This window comes from Halomonas sp. LC1, assembly GCF_030247125.1.
Classification (GTDB): Bacteria; Pseudomonadota; Gammaproteobacteria; order Pseudomonadales; family Halomonadaceae; genus Vreelandella.
Genome location: NZ_JASSPG010000001.1, coordinates 172,482 through 192,664 on the forward strand (window position 1 = coordinate 172,482; position 20,183 = coordinate 192,664).

General features: G+C 59.1%; 15 protein-coding genes and 4 tRNA genes. 10 read left to right on the forward strand and 9 right to left on the reverse strand.

The window, feature by feature from the left end; translation table 11 throughout:
* Positions 1-68 precede the first annotated feature (68 nt).
* The 4 genes from QIT27_RS00810 to QIT27_RS00825 all read right to left on the reverse strand — a co-directional run bounded on the left by QIT27_RS00810 (position 69) and on the right by QIT27_RS00825 (position 430).
* Positions 69-143: transfer RNA gene (locus QIT27_RS00810), tRNA-Gly, on the reverse strand.
* A 31-nt stretch (positions 144-174) separates the two neighbouring features.
* Positions 175-250 (reverse strand) — tRNA-Glu (locus QIT27_RS00815).
* A 4-nt stretch (positions 251-254) separates the two neighbouring features.
* A tRNA-Gly gene (locus QIT27_RS00820) sits at positions 255-329 on the reverse strand.
* A 25-nt stretch (positions 330-354) separates the two neighbouring features.
* Positions 355-430 (reverse strand) — tRNA-Glu (locus QIT27_RS00825).
* Positions 431-790: 360 nt separating this feature from the next.
* Between QIT27_RS00825 and QIT27_RS00830 the strand changes: the two genes are divergently transcribed.
* The 8 genes from QIT27_RS00830 to htpX all read left to right on the forward strand — a co-directional run bounded on the left by QIT27_RS00830 (position 791) and on the right by htpX (position 9,237).
* Positions 791-1,894: a TRAP transporter substrate-binding protein gene (locus QIT27_RS00830; protein WP_062373665.1), complete on the forward strand. Its 1,104-nt coding sequence runs from the start codon at positions 791-793 to the stop codon at positions 1,892-1,894.
* A 1-nt stretch (position 1,895) separates the two neighbouring features.
* The gene (locus QIT27_RS00835; protein ID WP_058576902.1) at positions 1,896-2,405 is read left to right on the forward strand and encodes a TRAP transporter small permease subunit; all 510 of its coding nucleotides are present in this window, start codon (positions 1,896-1,898) and stop codon (positions 2,403-2,405) included.
* 3 nt (positions 2,406-2,408) lie between these two features.
* Positions 2,409-3,734: a TRAP transporter large permease gene (locus QIT27_RS00840; protein WP_285262607.1), complete on the forward strand. Its 1,326-nt coding sequence runs from the start codon at positions 2,409-2,411 to the stop codon at positions 3,732-3,734.
* A gap of 27 nt (positions 3,735-3,761) precedes the next feature.
* The gene (locus tag QIT27_RS00845) at positions 3,762-5,348 is read left to right on the forward strand and encodes a gamma-glutamyltransferase family protein (RefSeq protein ID WP_285262608.1); all 1,587 of its coding nucleotides are present in this window, start codon (positions 3,762-3,764) and stop codon (positions 5,346-5,348) included.
* Positions 5,349-5,494: 146 nt separating this feature from the next.
* Entirely contained in the window at positions 5,495-5,893 is a 399-nt protein-coding gene (msrB, locus tag QIT27_RS00850) for a peptide-methionine (R)-S-oxide reductase MsrB (protein ID WP_159341593.1), read from the forward strand.
* Between the two features lie 79 nt (positions 5,894-5,972).
* Positions 5,973-6,926: a ribosome biogenesis GTPase YlqF gene (ylqF, locus tag QIT27_RS00855; RefSeq protein WP_285262609.1), complete on the forward strand. Its 954-nt coding sequence runs from the start codon at positions 5,973-5,975 to the stop codon at positions 6,924-6,926.
* A 55-nt stretch (positions 6,927-6,981) separates the two neighbouring features.
* A complete protein-coding gene (locus QIT27_RS00860; protein ID WP_285262610.1) occupies positions 6,982-8,229 on the forward strand; it encodes a pyridoxal phosphate-dependent aminotransferase in 1,248 nt (415 codons plus the stop codon).
* 102 nt (positions 8,230-8,331) lie between these two features.
* Positions 8,332-9,237, forward strand: a complete 906-nt coding sequence (gene htpX / locus QIT27_RS00865; protein ID WP_159341590.1) for a protease HtpX — start codon at positions 8,332-8,334, stop codon at positions 9,235-9,237.
* A 76-nt stretch (positions 9,238-9,313) separates the two neighbouring features.
* Here the strand turns inward: htpX and pdxB are convergent, their stop codons facing one another.
* The gene (pdxB, locus tag QIT27_RS00870) at positions 9,314-10,459 is read right to left on the reverse strand and encodes a 4-phosphoerythronate dehydrogenase PdxB (RefSeq protein ID WP_285262611.1); all 1,146 of its coding nucleotides are present in this window, start codon (positions 10,457-10,459) and stop codon (positions 9,314-9,316) included.
* A gap of 84 nt (positions 10,460-10,543) precedes the next feature.
* On the opposite strand from pdxB, the gene QIT27_RS00875 reads away from it, so the two are divergent.
* Positions 10,544-10,825: a hypothetical protein gene (locus QIT27_RS00875; protein WP_139525487.1), complete on the forward strand. Its 282-nt coding sequence runs from the start codon at positions 10,544-10,546 to the stop codon at positions 10,823-10,825.
* Between the two features lie 34 nt (positions 10,826-10,859).
* On the opposite strand, the gene QIT27_RS00880 is transcribed toward QIT27_RS00875, so the two are convergent.
* Together QIT27_RS00880 and rlmKL are read right to left on the reverse strand one after the other, a co-directional pair.
* Positions 10,860-11,195, reverse strand: coding sequence for a glutaredoxin family protein (locus QIT27_RS00880; RefSeq protein ID WP_285262612.1), 336 nt, complete (start codon positions 11,193-11,195; stop codon positions 10,860-10,862).
* Between the two features lie 34 nt (positions 11,196-11,229).
* Complete coding sequence (gene rlmKL, locus QIT27_RS00885) at positions 11,230-13,440, reverse strand: bifunctional 23S rRNA (guanine(2069)-N(7))-methyltransferase RlmK/23S rRNA (guanine(2445)-N(2))-methyltransferase RlmL (protein WP_285262613.1); 2,211 nt, start codon at positions 13,438-13,440, stop codon at positions 11,230-11,232.
* Positions 13,441-13,828: 388 nt separating this feature from the next.
* On the opposite strand from rlmKL, the gene rmf reads away from it, so the two are divergent.
* Positions 13,829-14,038 (forward strand): ribosome modulation factor, encoded by a 210-nt coding sequence (rmf, locus tag QIT27_RS00890; RefSeq protein WP_159341586.1) that lies wholly within the window; start codon positions 13,829-13,831, stop codon positions 14,036-14,038.
* 95 nt (positions 14,039-14,133) lie between these two features.
* On the opposite strand, the gene QIT27_RS00895 is transcribed toward rmf, so the two are convergent.
* Positions 14,134-15,150, reverse strand: a complete 1,017-nt coding sequence (locus QIT27_RS00895; protein ID WP_285262614.1) for a quinone-dependent dihydroorotate dehydrogenase — start codon at positions 15,148-15,150, stop codon at positions 14,134-14,136.
* Positions 15,151-15,304: 154 nt separating this feature from the next.
* The gene (locus tag QIT27_RS00900) at positions 15,305-20,128 is read right to left on the reverse strand and encodes an NAD-glutamate dehydrogenase (RefSeq protein ID WP_285262615.1); all 4,824 of its coding nucleotides are present in this window, start codon (positions 20,126-20,128) and stop codon (positions 15,305-15,307) included.
* Between the last annotated feature and the right edge of the window lie 55 nt (positions 20,129-20,183).

Sequence of the window (20,183 nt, forward strand, 5' to 3'; positions counted from 1 at the left end):
AACGCCGCTTCGAGGCGGTGTCAAAAGAATCTTCTAGGGAGATATAAAAAAACAGGAAGGAGTTTGCATGGAGCGGGAAAAGAGATTCGAACTCTCGACCCTCGCCTTGGCAAGGCGATGCTCTACCACTGAGCTATTCCCGCACTGCAAACATGCTACACGCTTAAGAGTGAGTGGCGTCCCATAGGGGGTTCGAACCCCTGTTCCCGCCGTGAAAGGGCGGTGTCCTAGACCACTAGACGAATGGGACGTGCTGGAGCGGGAAAAGAGATTCGAACTCTCGACCCTCGCCTTGGCAAGGCGATGCTCTACCACTGAGCTATTCCCGCAACTCCTATACCTTAACGACTTAATTGGCGTCCCATAGGGGGTTCGAACCCCTGTTCCCGCCGTGAAAGGGCGGTGTCCTAGACCACTAGACGAATGGGACGTTTCATTGCCTCGTCGAGGTGGCGCGTATATTACTCAGAGCAGGGGGTGAGTGTCAAGCACTCTAATATCAAAACATTAATTAACGAATCATGAGAGGTGACCACCCCACGCAGCGACTGCGCAATCGTAGTGCTTATCAAGGAGGGTACACCTCGTTTCCGCATCATCGCGGTGCATTTCCCTTCTTCGTGCGCCAGTAGTAGCCCAGCCTTCCCATGGCAAAGTAACGACAAACCGGCAAAAATCTTTCATTTAAAATAAAATCGATTTTTTGGCACACCCCTTGCAACGCCTTTAGTGAACGAACGACGTGACTGATCCGCTAACTCTCGTTTCTCCTGACGGCTTGAGGTGCCCAATGTCCTTTACCCGACGCAAGTTTCTTACCACCGCTGCATTGACCTCCACGGCTGGCTTGGTGCTTGGCGCACCCAGCGTGGCCGCCGCTCAATCCGCCGAGCGCTTCAACTGGCGCATGACCAACGCCTACAGCCCCGGCTCGCCCTTCTATGTCGAAGGTCCCGGCAGCCCCACCGATGTGATCGCCAAAATCAATGCCATGTCTGGCGGGCGCTTGAACATTCAACACTTTTCCGCGGGCGAACTGATTCCTGCCCTGGAAGGCTTCGAAGCCGTACAAAGCGGCACCATTCAAATGAATGCGGCCAACAGCTACTTCTGGTCGGGAACCACGTTCGCTGCCCAGTACTTCACCACCGTGCCCTTCGGCATGAGCTTTATGGGCCACATGGCTTGGCTCTACCACGGCGGCGGTTTAGAACTGTGGGAAGAAGTCTATGCGCCCTACGGCATGATCGCCCTGCCGCTCAACAACACCGGCGTGCAGATGACCGGCTGGTTCCGTGAGCCGATTGAAGACATCGGCCAATTGAACGGCCTACGCATGCGCGTACCTGGCCTGGCAGGCAAGGTGTACTCAGCCCTGGGTGTCGATGCCCGCGTACTGCCCGGCGGTGAAATTTTCCCAGCCCTGGAGCGTGGCGTGATTGACGCCGCTGAATTCGTTGGCCCTTACCAAGACCGCCGCATGGGGCTGCAAAATGCGGCCAAGTTCTACCACACCACTGGCTGGCACGAACCTTCCACCACCGGTGAACTGCTGATTTCCAAGCAGCACTGGGACGAACTGCCTGATGACCTGAAGATGATCGTGAAGAGCGCCTGTATGGCAGCCTGCCTGGAAAGCGTGACGTGGTCAGAAGCGGTGAACGGCGAAGCAATGACCGACCTTGTTGATAACCACGGCGTGACCGCCAGCATGCTGCCGGAACCCGTAGTGAACGCCCTGCGCGAAGCCACCATGGATACGCTCGCCACCGAAGCCAACGCCGACCCGCTAGTGCGCAAAGTACACGACAGCTACATGGCCTTTAAGGCCAACCATGACCGCTGGGCAGGTGCCAGCGAACGTGCCTGGTTAAACGACATTATCGGGGTGTGATATGCAAGCCGTGGAACGTGTTGTCCACGGGATCGAAGCGGTGGTCCGGCTGTTTGGCTGGATCGCCGCTTGGACCTGCGTGGTATTAGTGGCTCTGGTTGCGGGCGATGTGGTGATGCGCTACCTATTCAGCATTGGTGCCGTATGGCTACAAGAGCTGCAGTGGCACTTAATCTCCCCCATTGCTCTATTTGGTATGTCGTATCTGCTGTTTATGGGCGAACAGGTGCGGGTCGACGTGTTTTATGAACGCTTCCCAGTGGCGCTCCAGCGGGTAATTGAAGTGATTGGCGGCCTGCTGCTGCTCGCCATGGGGCTGTATATCGCTTGGCTTACGCTGCCTTGGGTCGAGCAGTCCTACCTACGTAGCGAGGCGTCCCCCAACCCTGGCGGCCTGCCGCTTCGCTGGGTGCTCAAAGCCCTGATCCCCTTTGGCTTTCTCTTACTGGCAATGCAGGGCTTGGCCCACGCGCTGCGCCAAGGGTTTGCCCTTCCAAGCCGAGGTGAATAACGCATGTCTCCTAATGAGTGGCTCGCGATCGGCATGATCGCCGCTTTTTTCGTATTGCTGATCATTGGTATACCGGTGGCCATCAGCATTGCCGTCACCGCCTTTGTGTTTGGCTATTTGGGCTTTGGCCCAATGCTGTTCAACCTGTTGCTGTCACGCATTTATGGGGTAGTGACGAACTACACCTTTATGGCGATACCGCTTTTCGTATTTATGGGGGTCATGCTAGAGAAGTCGAAACTGGCCGAAGAGTTAATCGATGTGATTGGCCACCTGTTCGGCGGGATTTCCGGCGGTATGGGCGTGGCGATTATTTTTGTGGGTGTGCTGCTGGGAGCCGCCACCGGTATCGTGGGGGCCACCATCGTCACACTTGGCCTGCTCACCCTGCCCACCCTGCTGCGCCGGGGCTATCCCAAAACTTTGGCCACCGGCATGATCTGCGCATCAGGTACGCTGGGGCAAATTATCCCACCTAGTTTGGTACTGATTCTCTTAGCAGAAATCCTCGGCGAATCCGTAGGCACCATGTTTGCCGCCGCGATGGTGCCTGGCTTGGCGCTGGCAGGCATCTACATCGTGGCCATCTTAGTGGTGGCCCAACTCTACCCTGGCATGATGCCACCCATTCCCGCTGAAGAGCGTGCCCAGCTCAGCAAGAAACGGCTGCTGTATAAAGTGGTCACCGTGGTCGGCCCACCGGTAGGGCTGGTATTTGCGGTCTTGGGCTCCATCATTGGCGGTATTGCCGCCCCAACCGAAGCCGCCGCGATGGGCGCGCTGGGGGCGCTGGTGTTTGTTGCCTGCTCTGGACGCTTAACCGTATCGCTGTTGAGCGACGTGGCCAAAGCCACCTTGGTGATCTCCGCCATGGTGTTCTTTATTTTGATCAGCGCTCAGGTGTTCGGCCTCGCGTTCCGGGGCTTGGGCGGCGAGCACTTGGTCGCACGGATGTTTGAGTGGGTGCCCGGTGGAGAAGTCAGCGCCCTGCTGTTCATGCTGCTGCTGATGTTTGTACTTGGCTTTTTCCTGGAGTGGATTGAGATTAGCTATATCGCCCTGCCGCTCTTTTTACCCTTCTTCGTACAGATGGGCGTGGATATGGTGTGGCTAGGCATTTTGGTGGGACTGGTGCTACAAACGTCGTTTCTAACCCCACCGTTTGGCTGGTCGCTGTTTTTCTTGAAAGGCGTGGCGCCTAAAGAAGTCTCCACCCTGGATATCTATAAAGGGGCGCTGCCGTTTATCGGGCTACAGTTTTTAGCCGTGGCGCTGGTGTTTATCTTCCCAAGCATTGCCACGTGGCTACCCAATGCCATTGGCTGGTAACCACAACCAATAACAAAGGACTTTTCAATGCTCCATACCCAACGTAGTTACGGCGGCAGCTGTGTCGCGCCGCACCACCTTGCCGCGAGCGCCGGTCGCGATGTATTAAAGCAAGGCGGCAATGCCGTCGAAGCCATGGTTGCCGCGGCGGCGGCCATCGCCGTGGTCTACCCGCACATGAATGCCTTGGGGGGCGATGGCTTTTGGCTGATTCACGAGCCGGGCAAAGCGCCAGTGGCCATCGACGCCTGCGGGCCCGCCGCACAGCTCGCCAACCGTGATTTTTACGCAGGCGAGTCGCAGATCCCGGAACGTGGGCCAAAAGCCGCGCTGACCATGGCGGGCACCATTAGCGGTTGGCAGGAAGCGCTCAACGTAGCGGCGGGCTGGGGTAACGCGCTGCCGCTGCCCACGCTGCTGGCCGATGCCATTCGCCATGCCGATGAGGGCGTGGCCGTCTCACAGAGCCAGGAAACGCTTACCGCCAAACACTTGGAGCGCTTGCGCCAAAGCCCCGGCTTTAGCGATGCCCTGCTGCTTAACGGCCAAGTTCCCCGTGAAGGCGAGCGCCTGCGCCAGCCGCGCTTGGCTAATACGTTAAAGCGCTTGGCCAGTGCCGGGCTGGAGGATTTCTACCGGGGCGAGCTTGCCGCCAGCATGGCGAAGGAGTTAGAGGCACTCGGCAGCCCGCTGCGCTTAGCCGATTTTCACGCCTACCGTGCTCAGCAAGTCACACCGCTGCACGTACAACTCAATGACGCTACGCTGTATAACTTGCCCGCACCGACGCAAGGCATGGCGTCGCTGATGATTTTGGGCATTTACGAGCGCATTAAAGCCGCCGAGCCCAACGGCTTTGACCACCTGCACGGGTTAATTGAAGCCACCAAACGCGCCTTCATGCTGCGCGACCGCTATGTCACCGACCCAGACCGAGTGCCCACGCCGCTGCAGGCGCTGCTCAGCGACGAACGCCTTAGCGCAGAAGTCGCCGAAATTGATGCCGCTCAAGCACTGCCTTGGCCTTACGAGCCCGCGCCCGGCGACACTATTTGGATGGGCACCGTCGACAGCGAAGGCCGCTCGGTGAGCTTTATTCAAAGCATCTACTGGGAGTTTGGTAGCGGCGTGGTACTGCCTGAAAGCGGCGTGCTATGGCAAAACCGTGGCATTAGTTTTTCGCTCGACCCAGACGATTTACGCGGCTTAGCCCCGGGACGCAAACCCTTTCATACGCTCAACCCGGCACTGGCACTGTTCAACGATGGCCGCACCATGGTGTACGGCACCATGGGCGGCGAAGGCCAACCGCAAACCCAGGCGGCGGTGTTCTCCCGCTACGCGCTGCACGGCATTCCGCTGCAACAGGCCATCACCGCCCCGCGTTGGTTGCTAGGCCGCACCTGGGGCGAAACGAGTACCAATCTCAAGCTGGAAAAACGCTTCGATGATGAGCTGGTCGCGGCGCTGGCCACGGCGGGCCACGATGTCGAGGTTTTGCCCGACGCCTTCAGCGACACCATGGGCCACGCGGGCGGCATCGTGCGCCACCCAGACGGGCTGATCGAGAGCGCTCACGACCCACGCAGCAACGGCGGTGCCGCTAGCGTATAAAGCCCACTGGCGAATTTGGCGAGTTTCGCACATGCTGAACTAGGATGGTCGGCCTATTGTCATTAGCCACAGCGCGGCCTAACGATGATAGGCTAGCCGACCTAGATAGCCTCTGATGAACGGCAACCAGAGGGAGAGGAGACCCCATGGCGAAAATAGAAAAATCCCCCGACGAATGGCGCAAGCAGCTCACCCCAGAGCAGTACCGGGTCGCCCGGGAGAAAGGCACCGAACGGCCATTTACCGGTGACTACCAAGTGAGCGATGCCCAAGGTATCTATCACTGTGTTTGCTGCCACGCACCGCTATTTGAAAACGAGCACAAATTCGACGCGGGCTGCGGCTGGCCAAGCTTTGACCGGCCGCTAGGAACGCGCTGCGTCGAGGAGCACCGCGACACCTCCCACGGCATGATTCGCACCGAAGTGGTCTGCTCTCACTGCGATGCCCACCTGGGCCACGTCTTCCCGGACGGGCCGCCAGACACCACCGGCTTGCGCTACTGCATCAACTCCGTCTCGTTGGAGTTCCACCCCGACGAGTAACCCCTGAAAGGAAGCACGGCAAGGCGGGCACCATCTGCTAGAATGGGCGCCCGCTTTTTTGTGCTTGTAGGAGAAACCCATGCTCGGCTGGTTCCCCGGACATATGAACAAGGCCCGCCGCCAGATCAAGGACGCACTGCCGGAAATTGATGTGGTGATCGAGGTGCTCGATGCGCGCCTGCCCTACTCCAGCGCCAACCCCATGCTGGCCGAGCTGACCCGCCATAAGCCGGTGCTGAAAATTCTTTCCCGCGCGGATTTGGCAGACCCCACCCGTACCGACGAGTGGGTCGCCTTTTTCGATGCCCAGGAAGACACCCGCGCCCTGGCGATTACCACCACTAACACCCGCGAGCTAAAAAAAATTCCCAAGCTCTGCCACGAGCTGGCCGGTGCAGTGCGCGCCGACCGCGACGTGCGCGTGATGGTGATGGGCATTCCCAACGTAGGGAAATCGACGCTGATTAACGGCCTAGCCGGGCGCAAAATTGCCAAAACCGGCAACGAGCCTGCGGTGACCAAGCGCCAGCAAAAAGTGCGTATTGATGGCCGAGTAGCGCTGATCGACACCCCTGGGGTTCTGTGGCCCAAAATCGAAGACCAAGCCAGCGCCTACCGCTTGGCGGCCAGCGGCGCGATTCGCGATACCGCCATTGAGTATACCGATGTGGCTATTGTTGCCAGTGCGGAGCTCGCCAAACGCTACCCTGCCGAGCTCACCGCCCGTTATAAGCTGAAAGAACTGCCCACCTACGAAGCCCCCGTGGTAGAGGAAGTCGATGCTGATGGCCCGAAGAAGCCTGATTTCCTTGCTATTGCCGGGTTTGACGGCCACGCCATTCTCAAAGAGATCGCCGGAAAACGCGGCGGCCTGCGCCCTGGCGGGGAAGTGGACCTGCACCGTGGCGCCGAAGTGCTGCTGCATGAATTGCGCGACGGTAAGCTTGGACGCATCACGCTGGAAACCCCGGCAGACATTCCGCCGCCGCCCGAGCAAAACGACCAAGACAGCCCGGCACCATCCGACGCATAATGAACCGCACAACAGATACTTCCTCGGCACTGGACACTTTTGGATAACGCACCCCATGGACACCCCGCAGCCTAGAGACTCACACACGCTGAAAAAATCACACAAACTGCACAACGTTTGCTACGACATTCGCGGCCCGGTCCTCGACCACGCCAAGCGCCTCGAAGAAGAAGGCCAGCGAATCTTGAAGCTCAACATTGGCAACCCGGCACCGTTTGGCTTCGAAGCGCCGGAAGAGATTCTGCAGGATGTGATGCGCAATCTGCCCACTGCCCAGGGCTACTGTGATTCCAAAGGCCTTTACTCTGCCCGCAAGGCGATCATGCAGGAGTGCCAGCGTAAGCAGATTCCTGGGGTGGGTATCGAAGATATCTATATTGGTAACGGCGTTTCCGAGCTGATCGTCATGGCCATGCAGGCGCTGTTGAACGATGGCGACGAAGTGCTGATCCCCGCGCCGGATTACCCGCTCTGGACAGCAGCCGCCCACCTTTCCGGCGGCCACGGCGTGCACTACCTGTGCGACGAGCAGGCCGACTGGGCACCGGATATCGCCGATATTCGTGCCAAAGTCACCAGCCGCACCCGCGCCATTGTGATTATTAACCCAAACAACCCCACCGGTGCGGTCTACCCACCGGAAGTGGTGCGGGAAGTGCTGGATATCGCCCAAGAGCACAATCTGGTGGTGTTCTCCGATGAGATCTACGACAAGATTCTCTATGACGGCGTCGAGCACACTGCTACCGGCGCGCTGGCCGACGATGACCAGCTGGTGATCACCATGAACGGGCTGTCTAAAAGCTACCGCTGCGCGGGCTTTCGCTCTGGCTGGATGACTATTTCCGGCACGCTAGCGAAACAGCGGGCGAAGGACTTTATTCAGGGCCTGACCATGCTGGCCTCGATGCGGCTATGCGCTAACGTTCCTGCCCAGCACGCCATTCAAACGGCGCTAGGCGGTTATCAGTCGATCAACGATTTGATTCTGCCGGGCGGGCGCTTGCTGGCCCAGCGCGACATTACCGTTGAGAAGCTCAACGCGATTCCTGGGGTCTCCTGCGTGACACCCAAAGGCGCGCTCTACGCGTTCCCGCGCTTGGACCCCAAGGTGTTCAATATCAAAGACGACCAGCAGTTGGTGCTGGACTTACTCTTGCAGGAGAAAATTCTGCTGGTGCAGGGCACTGCCTTCAACTGGCCAGACCCCGACCACGTGCGTATCGTCACGCTGCCCTGGGCCGACCAGCTGGGTGACGCGCTCGACCGCTTTGCCAATTTCCTGTCTCGCTATCGACAGTAACGATCGACAGAAAAAACAGCGACTTGAAACTGTCATGCAAAGCACGTATCTAAGCCATCAGTCCATTGACACTTGTTATGACCTTGAGGGAGACCCTAACCCATGATGCGAATCGTGCTGTTTCTAGCCACCAACATTGCCGTGCTGCTGGTTGCCAGCATCACGCTGCGACTGTTGGGTGTTGAGAGCTATCTCAGTAGCCAGGGCATTAACTTTACCAGCCTACTGATCTTCTGCTTTGTGTTCGGTATGGCGGGCTCGCTGGTATCGCTGTTCATCTCCAAATGGATGGCAAAGCGCTCGACGGGTACCGTGATTATCGAAAACCCGTCGAACTCCACCGAACAGTGGCTGGTGGATACCGTGGCCGAGCTTTCCCGCGAAGCGGGCATTAAAACCCCGGAAGTGGGTATCTTCCCCGCCCAGCAGTCCAACGCCTTTGCCACCGGCTGGAATAAAAACGATGCCCTGGTAGCGGTATCGGCAGGCTTGCTCAACCGCATGCGTCCTGAAGAAGTCCGCGCGGTGCTGGCGCACGAAATTGGCCACGTGGCTAACGGCGACATGGTGACGCTAGCGCTGATCCAGGGCGTGGTGAACACCTTCGTCATGTTCTTTGCCCGCGTTGTCGCTCACTTGGTCGATAGCTTCCTGAAAAGCCGCAGCGACGGCGAAGGTGGCCTAGGCTTCATGGGCTACTTTGCAGTGGTGATGGTAGCAGAGATTGTATTTGGCATCGTTGCTTCCGCGATTGTGGCCTGGTTCTCCCGCTACCGCGAGTACCGTGCCGATGAAGCGGGTGCCCGCTTGGCTGGCACTGGTGCGATGGTCAACGCCTTGGCACGCCTGAAAGCCGAAACCGAGATGCCCGATCAAATGCCGGACACCCTGCGCGCGATGGCAATCACAAAAGGTCAGACCCGCTCGCTGGTCGAGCAGCTGTTCGCCAGCCACCCGCCGCTGGATGACCGCATTCGCGCCCTGAAAGAAGCCGCGTACCGTCAGTAAGCTGTGAACGCTTGATAAGATACGCCAAGGCCCGCCAATGCGGGCCTTGCGCATTTAAACAAACCCATAAGGTGGGTTAGCCGCAGCGCACCTGAAAACCGGCTGCCTGCAGCGATGGCTGCAATGACACCGCATCGTTCTCCAGGTAAACGGTCAGCGTGGCAAACTCGCGGCGCAGCGGGTAGTTGGCGCGGCAGCTATCAAAGCCCTTGGCAATCCCCTGGTGCATCACCTGACGCTGCAACGCATCGTGGTCACGGCGCACGTCATACACGGCCCGAACACACAGCCGAAGTGCATCTTCCACCGGCAATGCGCTCTGCAGCGTGAGGGTGGCCAGCGCTGGCGGCGGGCAGAGTTCGCTAAACGGCATACCGCTGGGCAGGTTTAACTGTGCTGCCAACGCCTGTTGAATCATCCAGGTGCCGCGCAGCTTACCATCCAGACTATGCCCGGCAATATGCGGCGTTGCTAAAGTGACCAAATCGCGCAGCCCGGCATCAATGCCCGGCTCGTCTTCCCAAACGTCCAACACGGCGGTGATATCGCCCTTCCCTGCCAAACGGCTACGCAGCGCTAGGCCATCAATGCAGTCGCCACGCCCAGCGTTTAGCAGCAGCGTACCAGGGGCCAGCTCGTTGATGCGCTGAGCGTTCAGCAGTTGGTAGGTGGCGTGAGGGCCAGCCTTCACCAGCGGGGTGTGCAGACAAATCACGTCGCACTCATCAATCAGTTTATCGAGTGACACAAAGCCACTTGCGCCCTCTTGTTCTGCTCTGGGTGGATCGCACACCCGTACCGCCACGCCAAGCCCCTGTAAACGGCGCTGTAAGCGGCTACCCACCTTGCCTGCCCCGACGATACCCACGGTTCGCTCCAACAGCGGCCAGCCTTCTCGCTCGCTCACCGTCAGCAGGCTACTCAGCACATAGTCCACCACCGCTTCCGCATTGCATCCCGGGGCGCTGGCAAAGCCAATATCGCGCTCTTTTAGATAATCGAGATCGATATGGTCGGTACCTATGGTGCAGGTGCCCACAAAACGTACCGGGCTGTTCGCCAGCAGTGCGCGATTCACCTGAGTGATGGAGCGCACGATCAGCGCATCGGCGTTTTTCACGTCTGCCGCTCGGATCTCACGGCCCGGCAGGCGGTGCAGCAACCCTAGGCCTCCAAAACAGGCGTCGGCAGCGGGGATATTAGCGTCGATAACAAGTTTCATAGGCGTTTTGGTATCCGGGCTTTACAATACGCCCGCAATGGCTTGCTGTGCAGGCGTGATCAAGCAGTGGTTAAGGAGATGGGTGTGATCGTACGCTGGGAAACCGACCATGACTATGTGTTGGTGCATATTCACCAGGATATGTTCGGCGACTGGATTTTCAGCCGCGCCTGGGGGCAAATCGGCACCCAGTTTGGCGGGTTGAAACACCAGTTGGCGGACACTCTGGAGCAAGCAGAGATGTGGCTAGAGGATGAAACGACGATTCAATCCTCACGCGGGTTTCGCAAAGTGCTGGAAGCCGCCGACCATACACCGGAAGGCCAAGAAGCGATGCGCCAGCTGTCGCTATTAGACGCGCTCTGACGCATCACTCTTTTAGACGACTCTCCCCGCTTCATTAGCCTAAGAAGCGCCGCCCGTTGCGCTGATGCGCCCCCACAGGAGGCGCGTGTTCTGGCGGCGTAGTGAGCGCGGCAAGTGCCGCCTCATCCAACCAGCCCCGCTCGTTCAACCAGTGGCTTAAACGCGCCACATCGAAGCCGCGATCCAGCTCAACCCCGTTGGCATCCACCAGTACCGGAATCCGCGTGCCGTATTGCTCCATCAGCGCGTCGTCGTCGCTGATCTCGATGTGGTGCAACCTCACCTCTTGATTAGCCAGTGTGGCCACCAGCGCCTCTAGCTGGGCGCACAAATGGCACCCCAGCGTGGTATAAATCGATAGTTCAATCATCGCCCTTGCTCTTTATCGGCTCAGGAGGAGTGGCTCATGAAGAGTGGCGCAGCAAAAACACGTGGTGCAGGTTGGTGCGCCGCTGGAAATCCGGGTCGAAGGTGCGCGTGGTGATCTCCTCTACCGCATAGCGCTCGCTTAGCGCTTCATCCAGCTTAAAGCGCCGCTGGTTGTTGGAGAACACCAGCGTGCCGCCGGGGGCCAGGCGTGCCATGGCCAGTTCCACCAAACGCGGATGGTCGCGCTGCACATCCAGCGTGTCGCGCATCTTCTTCGAGTTCGAGAAGGTCGGCGGATCCATAAAGATCAGATCAAACTGCGCGTTGGCGGTTTCCAGCCAGCGGAAGCAGTCATCCCGCACCACGCGGTGCAGCCTAGGGTCGAGCTTGTTGAGCGCAAAGTTGTCCCGCGCCCACTCCAAGTAGGTGTTGGACATATCCACGCTAACGCTGTCGCTGGCCCCGCCCAGCGCGGCTTGCACGGTGGCCGTCGCGGTATAGCAGAACAAGTTGAGAAAGCGCTTGCCGCTGGCCATCTCGCCGAGCATCCGACGTACCGGACGGTGATCCAGAAACAGGCCGGTATCCAAGTAATCGCGCAGGTTGACCCATAGCCGAGCGCTGCCCTCCTGCACTTCAAAACGCTCGCCGCTGGCATCGCGCTTTTGGTACTGGGCCGCACCGGTTTGCCGCTCGCGGCGCTTGACGTAAATCTTACTGGGGTCGACACCCAGCGCCTCGGGCAGCACGTCCAGGGCATCGAACAGCCGTTTTTGCGCCTGCGCCGGATTAATAGAGCTGGGTGCCGCGTACTCCTGCACATGCACGCGGTCGCCGTAACGATCCACCGCCAGCGCGTATTCCGGCATATCGGCATCGTAAATGCGGTAGCAGGTCTCACCGCTCTGCTTCAGCCATTTTTTCAGACGTTTCTGGTTTTTCGCCAGACGATTGGCAAACATTTGCGCATTTTCCGACACCGCCGGTTTTACCGTACGGCTTGCCTGGGGCGCCACGCCGTCCTCTGACGGCTCACCGCTCTGCTGGGGCGCAGGGCGGGAGCTGCCAATCTCCATTAACAGCAGTTTGGCATCCAGCGCGCCGTTTTTCAGTGCGTACTGTTTACGGGCACGCAGGCCTAAGCGGTGGCCGAGATCCGGGTTGCCGGTAAACAGCGCCAGCGTCCAGCCTGGGAACAGCGCCTTGGCTTTTTCACCTAGTTGGGCATAGAGCCGCACCAGTTCCGGCAGCTCGCCCAAGCGCTCGCCGTAGGGCGGGTTGGTGATCATTAGCCCCTGCTCGGCGGTCAGGGTGTCTGGTCGGCTCAGTTGAGCCAGACTCTGACCGTGGAGCGTAATTAACGCCGGAATGCCCGCCCGCATGGCATTGGATTTCGCGGCAGTGAGCGCTGCCGGGCTTTGGTCAAAGCCCATAAGCACCGTTTTACAGCGTTTGCGACCAATGGAGGCGCGTGCTTCGGCTTCGCGTTTTAACTCACTCCACACCGCGTCTTGATGGCCTGCCCAGCCGTGAAAGCCAAACCGCTCGCGGTTCAGGTTAGGGGCTTGGTCAGCCGCCATCAGCGCCGCTTCGATCAGCAGCGTTCCTGCCCCACATAGCGGATCGATCAATGGCTCGCCCGCTTTGGCCCGCTCCGGCCAGCCGGCCCGCACCAGCAGCGCTGCCGCTAGGTTCTCTTTAAGCGGCGCGTGGCCTACATCGCGGCGGTAGCCACGGCGGTGCAGGCTCTCGCCAGAGAGATCAATCCCCAAGCTCAGATTGGCCCGGTGCAGGTGGGCGTAAATACGCAGGTCGGGGGTTTTGGTATCGACATTGGGCCGTTCTTGACCGGCCAGCTGCAGCGCATCCACCACGCCATCTTTCACCGTTTGTGCGCCGAAGCGCGTGTGGCGAATATGGTCGCTGCGGCCATGAAAATCCACGGCCAGGGTCTTGCCGGGGGCAAGATGCTGGCTCCAGGCGATGCGCGCAACCACGTCGCGCACCTGCTCGGCGGTCTCTATCATCGCTTCACGCGCCAATAGCAGAATCACGCGGTTCGCTAGGCGGGACCATAAACAAACCCGGTAGGCAGTGGCTTGATCGGCAGAAAAATAGACCCCCGCCACAGTGGTTTTACCCGGTTCGGCGCCCAGGGCCGACAGTTCATCCGCCAGCAGGCCTTCGATGCCTTTGGGGCAGGTCGCCAGGAGATTAAGAGGGGCAGTTTGGCTCAGCTCGGTCATGATGATCGCCGCGCGTAACCGCGCGATATTCCTATATATGGCAAATGAATGTATGTCTTATGACAATTTGATGGTCGACAAGTGACCCCATCATGGTCTAACAATAAGAGGGTAGCTACTAAAAACGCATGCGTTGCTTGTCAGGGTCTCTATCGTGTCTGTTTCAAAACGCCGATAACGACCCATGGCTCGTTTGAGCTTGCCGCTTCGCCCGTTCAGCACGTGAGTGCTAGGCATTAGCGCTGAGGCAGCAGCTCGCTCTTGAACTTGAAGTCACCTCTCGAAGTGGAGTTGGCAATCCTGGTAAAGCACGCCTGCGGGCCTGCTATTACCACGTTGCCCTATGCACTGCTTCTTATCAAAGGCTTTCATGCAAAGAGGTTAGCCAATGAAACGACAAAAACGTGATCGCTTCCAACGGGCTTATGTTCACGGCTACAAAGCGGGCATTACGGGTCGCTCCCGTGATGATTGTCCCAGTCAAGATGTCAATTTACGCGAGTATTGGATGAGCGGTTGGCGTGAAGGTCGCGGCGACCAGTGGGATGGAATGATCGGCGTTTCCGGCATTCACAAAAACCCCATGGTCATGACCTAGTTTATTTACCTTTTACCCAAACATTGGAGACGGAGCCCGCTGCCAAGCGGGCTTTTTATCGTCTCGACGCCACGTCTCCTCTCAACACTGCAGTGTTAGCCCTGCTGCTTTAGCGCCTCGACACACTGCCTCACCAGACCAGGCCCTTGGTAGATCAGCCCTGAGTAGAGTTGTACGACATCCGCTCCCGCGGCTATTTTCGCCCTGGCCGCCTCGCCGCTATCGATACCGCCTACGCCAATGATCGGCAGCTTAGGGAGATGCGAACGCAGCAGACGAATCACCTTATTGGATGCATCGAACACCGGCTTACCCGAAAGTCCGCCAGCCTCTTGTGCTTGAGGGTCGTCCTGCACGGCGTCACGGGAGACGGTGGTATTGGTCGCAATCACGCCGTCCAGCTCGTTGCGCGCAATGCTGCCAGCCACCAGCGCGACTTCCTCTTCGCTCATGTCCGGTGCGATTTTTACCAGCAGCGGCACGTTTCGGCCTGCTTGGTCGTTCAGCTCTCGGCTTTTCTCACGAATCGGCCCCAGCAGCGCGTCTAACTGTTCGCCAAACTGCAGCGTGCGTAGCCCCGGCGTATTGGGTGACGAGATATTCACCGCAATGTAGTCCGCCGCGCCATGTACGGCGTCGAGGCACATCAGGTAATCATCCAAGGCATGCTCTACCGATGTCGTCAGATTCTTACCGATGTTGATACCGACAATACCGTTGTAGTGGCGCTTTTTGACCTGGGCAACGAGATGCGCCAGCCCTTTGTTGTTGAACCCGAAGCGGTTGATGATCGCCTCATGCCCAGCCAGCCGAAACAGGCGTGGTTTCGGGTTACCCGGTTGGGCTTTGGGCGTCACGGTGCCCACTTCCACAAAACCAAACCCCAGCTCGCCCAGCGCATCGAGATGGTCGGCGTTCTTGTCCAGCCCGGCCGCCAGCCCGACCCGATTAGGAAAACGTAACCCCATGAGTTCGATAGGGTCACTCACCGGCTCACCATATAGCCGCTGAATACCGCCCACTTTGTGCAACGCGTCGAGCGCGCTCAGCGCCATGCCATGGGTGGTTTCGGGATCCAGGCGAAACAGCAGCGAGCGGGCAATTGGGTACATCGGCAAGACTCTCCTAAGCGGTGGGCGACATGCGGGCGGGCGCAGTATAGCGCACATCGCCCGGGCTTCGCAGGATGAAAAAAGCCGCGCCTTGGTCTCCCAAGGCGCGGCTTTTCCACGAGCGTACAGCGAGTCGCTGAGTACGCGTTGCGGCTTACGCTTCGCTGTCGCTCTCGGCGAGGTCGACCAACTCACGCACGGCCACGGCAAACAGTGCGAATCCACCTTCACTGCCACCGCGCACTTCGTCGATCAAGCGGCACCAGCGACGGTGTAGTTCGGCATGCTGCTCTAGCCACTGGGCTACTCGCTCCTGGGTATCGCGGCTGCCCGCCTCCAACTTCAGGACGCTGGTGGTCAGCGCCAGCTGCTGGCGGTCAATGTCGTCGCGGAAGGTTTCCCGCGCCTGGGCCTGCCAGGCGTCGCGAACTTCCAGATGCGTGACCTGTTGGATCATCCAAGGTAGCTCTAGGCGGCTGCCGATTTCGTAGAATACCTCGGCCACCCGCTGGGGTTTCTCGTTGGTGATCCGTGCGGCCTGAATGATGCCCAGACCAGCGTAGAGGCTGGGCGCGGCGGCCACCGTAGCGGCCAGTGCTTCCGGCACGCCGGCTGCTTGCAGCTCGTCGCAGCGCTGACGCCATACGGCCTGCTCTTCGCCGCTGAGCAGCTCGCCGATGCCCTCCTGCAACTGCGCCAAGCGGGGACCGAAGTACTCGATGGTGTCCTGGGTCGAGAGCCCCAGATGCTGACGCAGGAACCAGCGCGTAGCGCGGCGGATCATACGCATCAGGTCCAGCATCATGGAGTACTGCACACGGCTCGGCACTTGGTTATCCAACGCTTCGATCTGCGCCCACAGTGACGGCAGGTTGAAGGCGTCGCGAGCCACCACGTACGCGCGGGCGATATCGGCGCGGCCAGCGCCCGTCGAGTCCATCAAGCGGCGTACGAAGACGATGCCCATGTGATCGACGAGATCGTTGGCCACCTGCGTGGCGACGATTTCACGCTTCAGACGGTGATCGTACATCTCGCTCTGATAACGCTCGGTGAGCACGGCCGGGAAGAGACGCTCCAGGTGACGATGGATATAGAGGTCGTCCGGTACGTCGGAGTTGATCAAGTCGCCCTTCAGGGTGCTCTTGGCGTAGGAGATCAGCACCGACAGTTCCGGTAAGCGCATGCCCTGATTGTTGCTGGCGCGCTCTTTGAGCACGTCATCGGCGGGCAGGAACTCCAGCTCGCGGTCGATTTGACCGGCGGACTCCAGCTCGCTGATGAAGCGACGGTACGGCCCCATGCCCTGGTGAGACAAGATCTCCGACAGGTCCAGCGCCTGGGTCTGGCGGTAGTTATCCAGAATCACCAGGTCGGCGACCTCTTCGGTCATGTCGGCCAGCAGCTGGTTACGCTGCTTGTCGGTCATATCGCCACGCTTGACCACTTCATCGATCAAGATTTTGATGTTGACCTCGTGATCCGAGCAGTTTACGCCGCCCGCATTGTCGATAAAGTCGGTGTAGACGCGTACCCCGTTGGCGGCGGCTTCCATCCGGCCACGCTGGGTCAGGCCCAGGTTACCGCCCTCGCCGACCACGCGGCAGTTCAATTCTTTACCGTTGATACGCAGCGCATCGTTGGCTTTGTCGCCCACGTCTGCATCGGTCTCTTCAGAACTCTTCACGTAAGTACCGATGCCGCCGTTCCAAATCAGATCGACCTTCGCTTTGAGCATGGCGCGAATCAGGTCGTTGGGCGACAGGCGAGCGTCTTCGATCCCAAACGCTTGCTGCATTTCCGGCGTGATGGTGATCGACTTGGCGCTGCGGCTGAATACACCGCCCCCTTGGGAGATCAGTTCGCTGCTGTAATCTTCCCAGCTGGAGCGCGGCAGATCGAACAGGCGCTTACGCTCGGCAAAGGCCGCTGCGGCATCCGGATTCGGGTCGACGAAGATATGCAGATGGTTGAAGGCGCCCACCAGTTGGATCTTGTCGGAGAGCAGCATGCCGTTACCGAACACGTCCCCCGCCATGTCTCCGATACCCACCACGGTAAACAGATCTTCTTGGGTATTCACGCCCAGGTTCTTGAAGTGGCGCTTCACGGACTCCCACGCCCCACGAGCCGTAATCGCCATCTTCTTGTGGTCGTAGCCGTTGGCACCACCGGAAGCAAAGGCGTCGCCTAGCCAGTGACCGTACTCCACCGAAATCGCGTTGGCGATATCGGAGAAGGTCGCGGTGCCTTTATCGGCAGCAACCACCAAGTAGGTATCGTCATCATCGTGACGCACGACGTTTTGCGGCGGCACTACCTCGCCACCTACGAGGTTGTCGGTGACGTCCAACAGCGCGCGAATGAAGATTTGGTAGCAGGCGATCCCCTCTTTCTGCTGGGTTTCGCGATCGGCGTTTTCCGGCATGCGCTTGCATACGAAACCGCCCTTCGCGCCGACGGGCACGATGACTGCGTTTTTCACTTGCTGCGCTTTCACGAGGCCTAGCACTTCGGTCCGGAAATCTTCAAGACGGTCCGACCAGCGCAGGCCACCCCGCGCCACTTTACCACCGCGCAGGTGAACGCCTTCGACCCGCGGCGAGCAGACGAAGATCTCGAACGCCGGACGCGGCTTGGGCATCCCAGTGACTTTCGATGGCTCTAGCTTGTAGGCAATGTAATCCTTGTAGCGGCCGTCATCGGTGGTCTGGTAGTAGTTGGTGCGCAGCGTCGCTTGAATCAGCTCCATGAAGCGGCGCAGCAGCTGGTCGTCGTTGAGACTGGCAACGCCTTCCAGGTGCTCGTTGAGTCGCGCAAGGCAATCATCGACATTGCTGGGCTGCAGGGCAGGGTCGAAACGCAAGCGGAACAGCTCTACCAGGGTCTGGGTAATGGCCGGATAGTTGGCCAGCGTTGCGGCAATGTAATCTTGCGACATACCGAAGCGAATCTGCTTCAGGTAGCGGGCGTAGCCGCGCAGCATGGCCACTTCGCGCCAGTCCAGCCCAGCGCCGATGATCAGGCGGTTGAAGGCGTCGTTATCGGCCTCGCCTGCCCAAATACGCTTGAACGCTTCGCTGAAGGTGTCACGCATTTCGCTCAGGTTGACGCCTTCACGGCTGTGCTCCAGCTCGAAATCGTGAATCCAGTAGCGCTGCTGTGGGGCATTGATATCGTAGGGGCGCTCGCCAATCACGCGCAGCCCCAGATTTTCCATCATTGGCAGCACGTCAGAGAGCGGAATTTGCGATTCGCGGTGGAACAACTTCAGGTTCATGCCGCCCGCCTGCTCTTCCAGCGGGCGATAAAGCGAGAGCGAGAGATCGTCGCCGTTATCCAGATTCAGCAGGTGCTGGACATCGAACACGGCCGTGCGAGCGTTGAAGTCTTCCCGATAGCTGGCGGAGAACGCATCGTGGAACTGATCGATTAGGTGGTTCGCACGCTCTTCACCGAAGCCTTCGATCATCGCCGCCTGCAGGTCATCGCGCCAGCTGCGGGCTAAGCGAGCGACTTTACTCTCCAGACGTTTGAGATCGTATTGGCTCGGGGCATCGCCGTTGAAGCGCAGGATCAGTTGGATACGCGCCAGCACCGACTCGGATAAATAGGTGTTGAAGTCGCCGAAGTGGGCGTCGAGCTCATCGCACAGCATGCCCTGAATGCGCTGGCGAAGGTCGGTCGAGAAGACGTCGCGCGGCACGAACACCAAGCAGGAGTAGAACTTACCGCTGACATCGGCGCGGATGAATAGCCGCACCTGACGGCGTTCACGAATATTGAGAATACCCAACGCGGTGCTGGCCAGGGATTCCGTGCTGATCTGGAACAGGTCATCGCGGGGGTAGACTTCCAGCACCTGCAAGAGCTGTTTGCCGTTGTGGCCCTGGGGGTTGAAGCCAGCGATATCCATCACGGCCTTGAGTTTGCGGCGTAGCAGCGGAATATTGCGCGGCGACTCGTTGTACACCGTGGCGGTGAACAAGCCAAAGAAGCGACGCTCACCGATCACGTTGCCGTCATCGTCGTAGCGGTCGACGGTGATGTAGTCCGGGTACGTTGGCCGATGCACGCGGGAGTGGTGGGCACTTTTGGCGAACGAGAGCAGCTGCGGCACCAGCACATAGTCATCGTGCTCATCGATGCCCTCTTCGGTGCGGATACGCTCGCGGTAACGCGGCTGGTCCAACCGGAACACACCCAGCACGCTGTTGGGATCACGCTGCAGCTCGTTGCCTTCCAGCAGGTACTCATCGTAGCCCAGGAAGGTGAAGTTATCTTTCAGCAACCACTCCAGGAAAGCGATGGCCTCTTCATGGTCGTCCGGGTCGATCTGCGGCGGGCAGTTTTTTTCCAGCTCTTGAATGGCGAAGGTAATTTGACCGCACATGGCATCGAAATCGCCCACGGCGGTACGCACGTCCCGTAGGACTTCTTGCAGGTTACGCTCGATTTTTGCCAGGGACTCGGCATCGGTGTGGCGATCAACTTCGATGACGATCAGCGATTCACGGGCGTCCGGTGCATTCTCATCTTTGGGAGAGGTGAGCGCCTTCAACTGATGCTGGCTATCACGGGCCACAGCGAACACGGCGTTTTGAATGGCGTGTACCGTTAGGCCGCGACGGTTGAGTTCGATGCGCACGGAGTCGACCAAAAACGGCATGTCTTCATGCAGCACCGCCACGAAGGTGTGGGTAGACTGCCAGCCGTGCTCTTCGAAATCCGGATTGAAGATGCGGACTTTGGGGCTTTTCGGATCATGGTGCTGGAGAAATTGCCAGATGGACAGCGTCGCACCGTACAGATCGTCCAAGCGACGGTCGACCAAGTCCTCTACCGGCACCGTGGCATAAAAGTGGCGCGCAAAGGCTTCGATGTCGGCCGCCCGCGCTGGCTCCAGTCGCGCTTCCAAGCGCTCTTGTAGCTGCTTTAAAAGATCCCGCCGACTCTCTTCGATCGCAACGTAATGCATCCATCACCTCGACTGCCTGGGGCCACTACTTAGGCCAAAAAAACGAAGGACAATA

What these genes read in the sequence shown, in the direction of transcription:
- ylqF (WP_285262609.1), top strand. Translation starts at nt 5,973, where the DNA reads ATGCTCGGCTGGTTCCCCGGACATATGAACAAGGCCCGCCGCCAGATC.
- pdxB (WP_285262611.1), bottom strand. Translation starts at nt 10,459, where the DNA reads ATGAAACTTGTTATCGACGCTAATATCCCCGCTGCCGACGCCTGTTTT.
- QIT27_RS00845 (WP_285262608.1), top strand. Translation starts at nt 3,762, where the DNA reads ATGCTCCATACCCAACGTAGTTACGGCGGCAGCTGTGTCGCGCCGCAC.
- QIT27_RS00900 (WP_285262615.1), bottom strand. Translation starts at nt 20,128, where the DNA reads ATGCATTACGTTGCGATCGAAGAGAGTCGGCGGGATCTTTTAAAGCAG.
- htpX (WP_159341590.1), top strand. Translation starts at nt 8,332, where the DNA reads ATGATGCGAATCGTGCTGTTTCTAGCCACCAACATTGCCGTGCTGCTG.
- QIT27_RS00860 (WP_285262610.1), top strand. Translation starts at nt 6,982, where the DNA reads ATGGACACCCCGCAGCCTAGAGACTCACACACGCTGAAAAAATCACAC.
- QIT27_RS00895 (WP_285262614.1), bottom strand. Translation starts at nt 15,150, where the DNA reads ATGTACCCAATTGCCCGCTCGCTGCTGTTTCGCCTGGATCCCGAAACC.
- QIT27_RS00835 (WP_058576902.1), top strand. Translation starts at nt 1,896, where the DNA reads ATGCAAGCCGTGGAACGTGTTGTCCACGGGATCGAAGCGGTGGTCCGG.
- QIT27_RS00880 (WP_285262612.1), bottom strand. Translation starts at nt 11,195, where the DNA reads ATGATTGAACTATCGATTTATACCACGCTGGGGTGCCATTTGTGCGCC.
- QIT27_RS00830 (WP_062373665.1), top strand. Translation starts at nt 791, where the DNA reads ATGTCCTTTACCCGACGCAAGTTTCTTACCACCGCTGCATTGACCTCC.
- rlmKL (WP_285262613.1), bottom strand. Translation starts at nt 13,440, where the DNA reads ATGACCGAGCTGAGCCAAACTGCCCCTCTTAATCTCCTGGCGACCTGC.
- rmf (WP_159341586.1), top strand. Translation starts at nt 13,829, where the DNA reads ATGAAACGACAAAAACGTGATCGCTTCCAACGGGCTTATGTTCACGGC.
- msrB (WP_159341593.1), top strand. Translation starts at nt 5,495, where the DNA reads ATGGCGAAAATAGAAAAATCCCCCGACGAATGGCGCAAGCAGCTCACC.
- QIT27_RS00840 (WP_285262607.1), top strand. Translation starts at nt 2,409, where the DNA reads ATGTCTCCTAATGAGTGGCTCGCGATCGGCATGATCGCCGCTTTTTTC.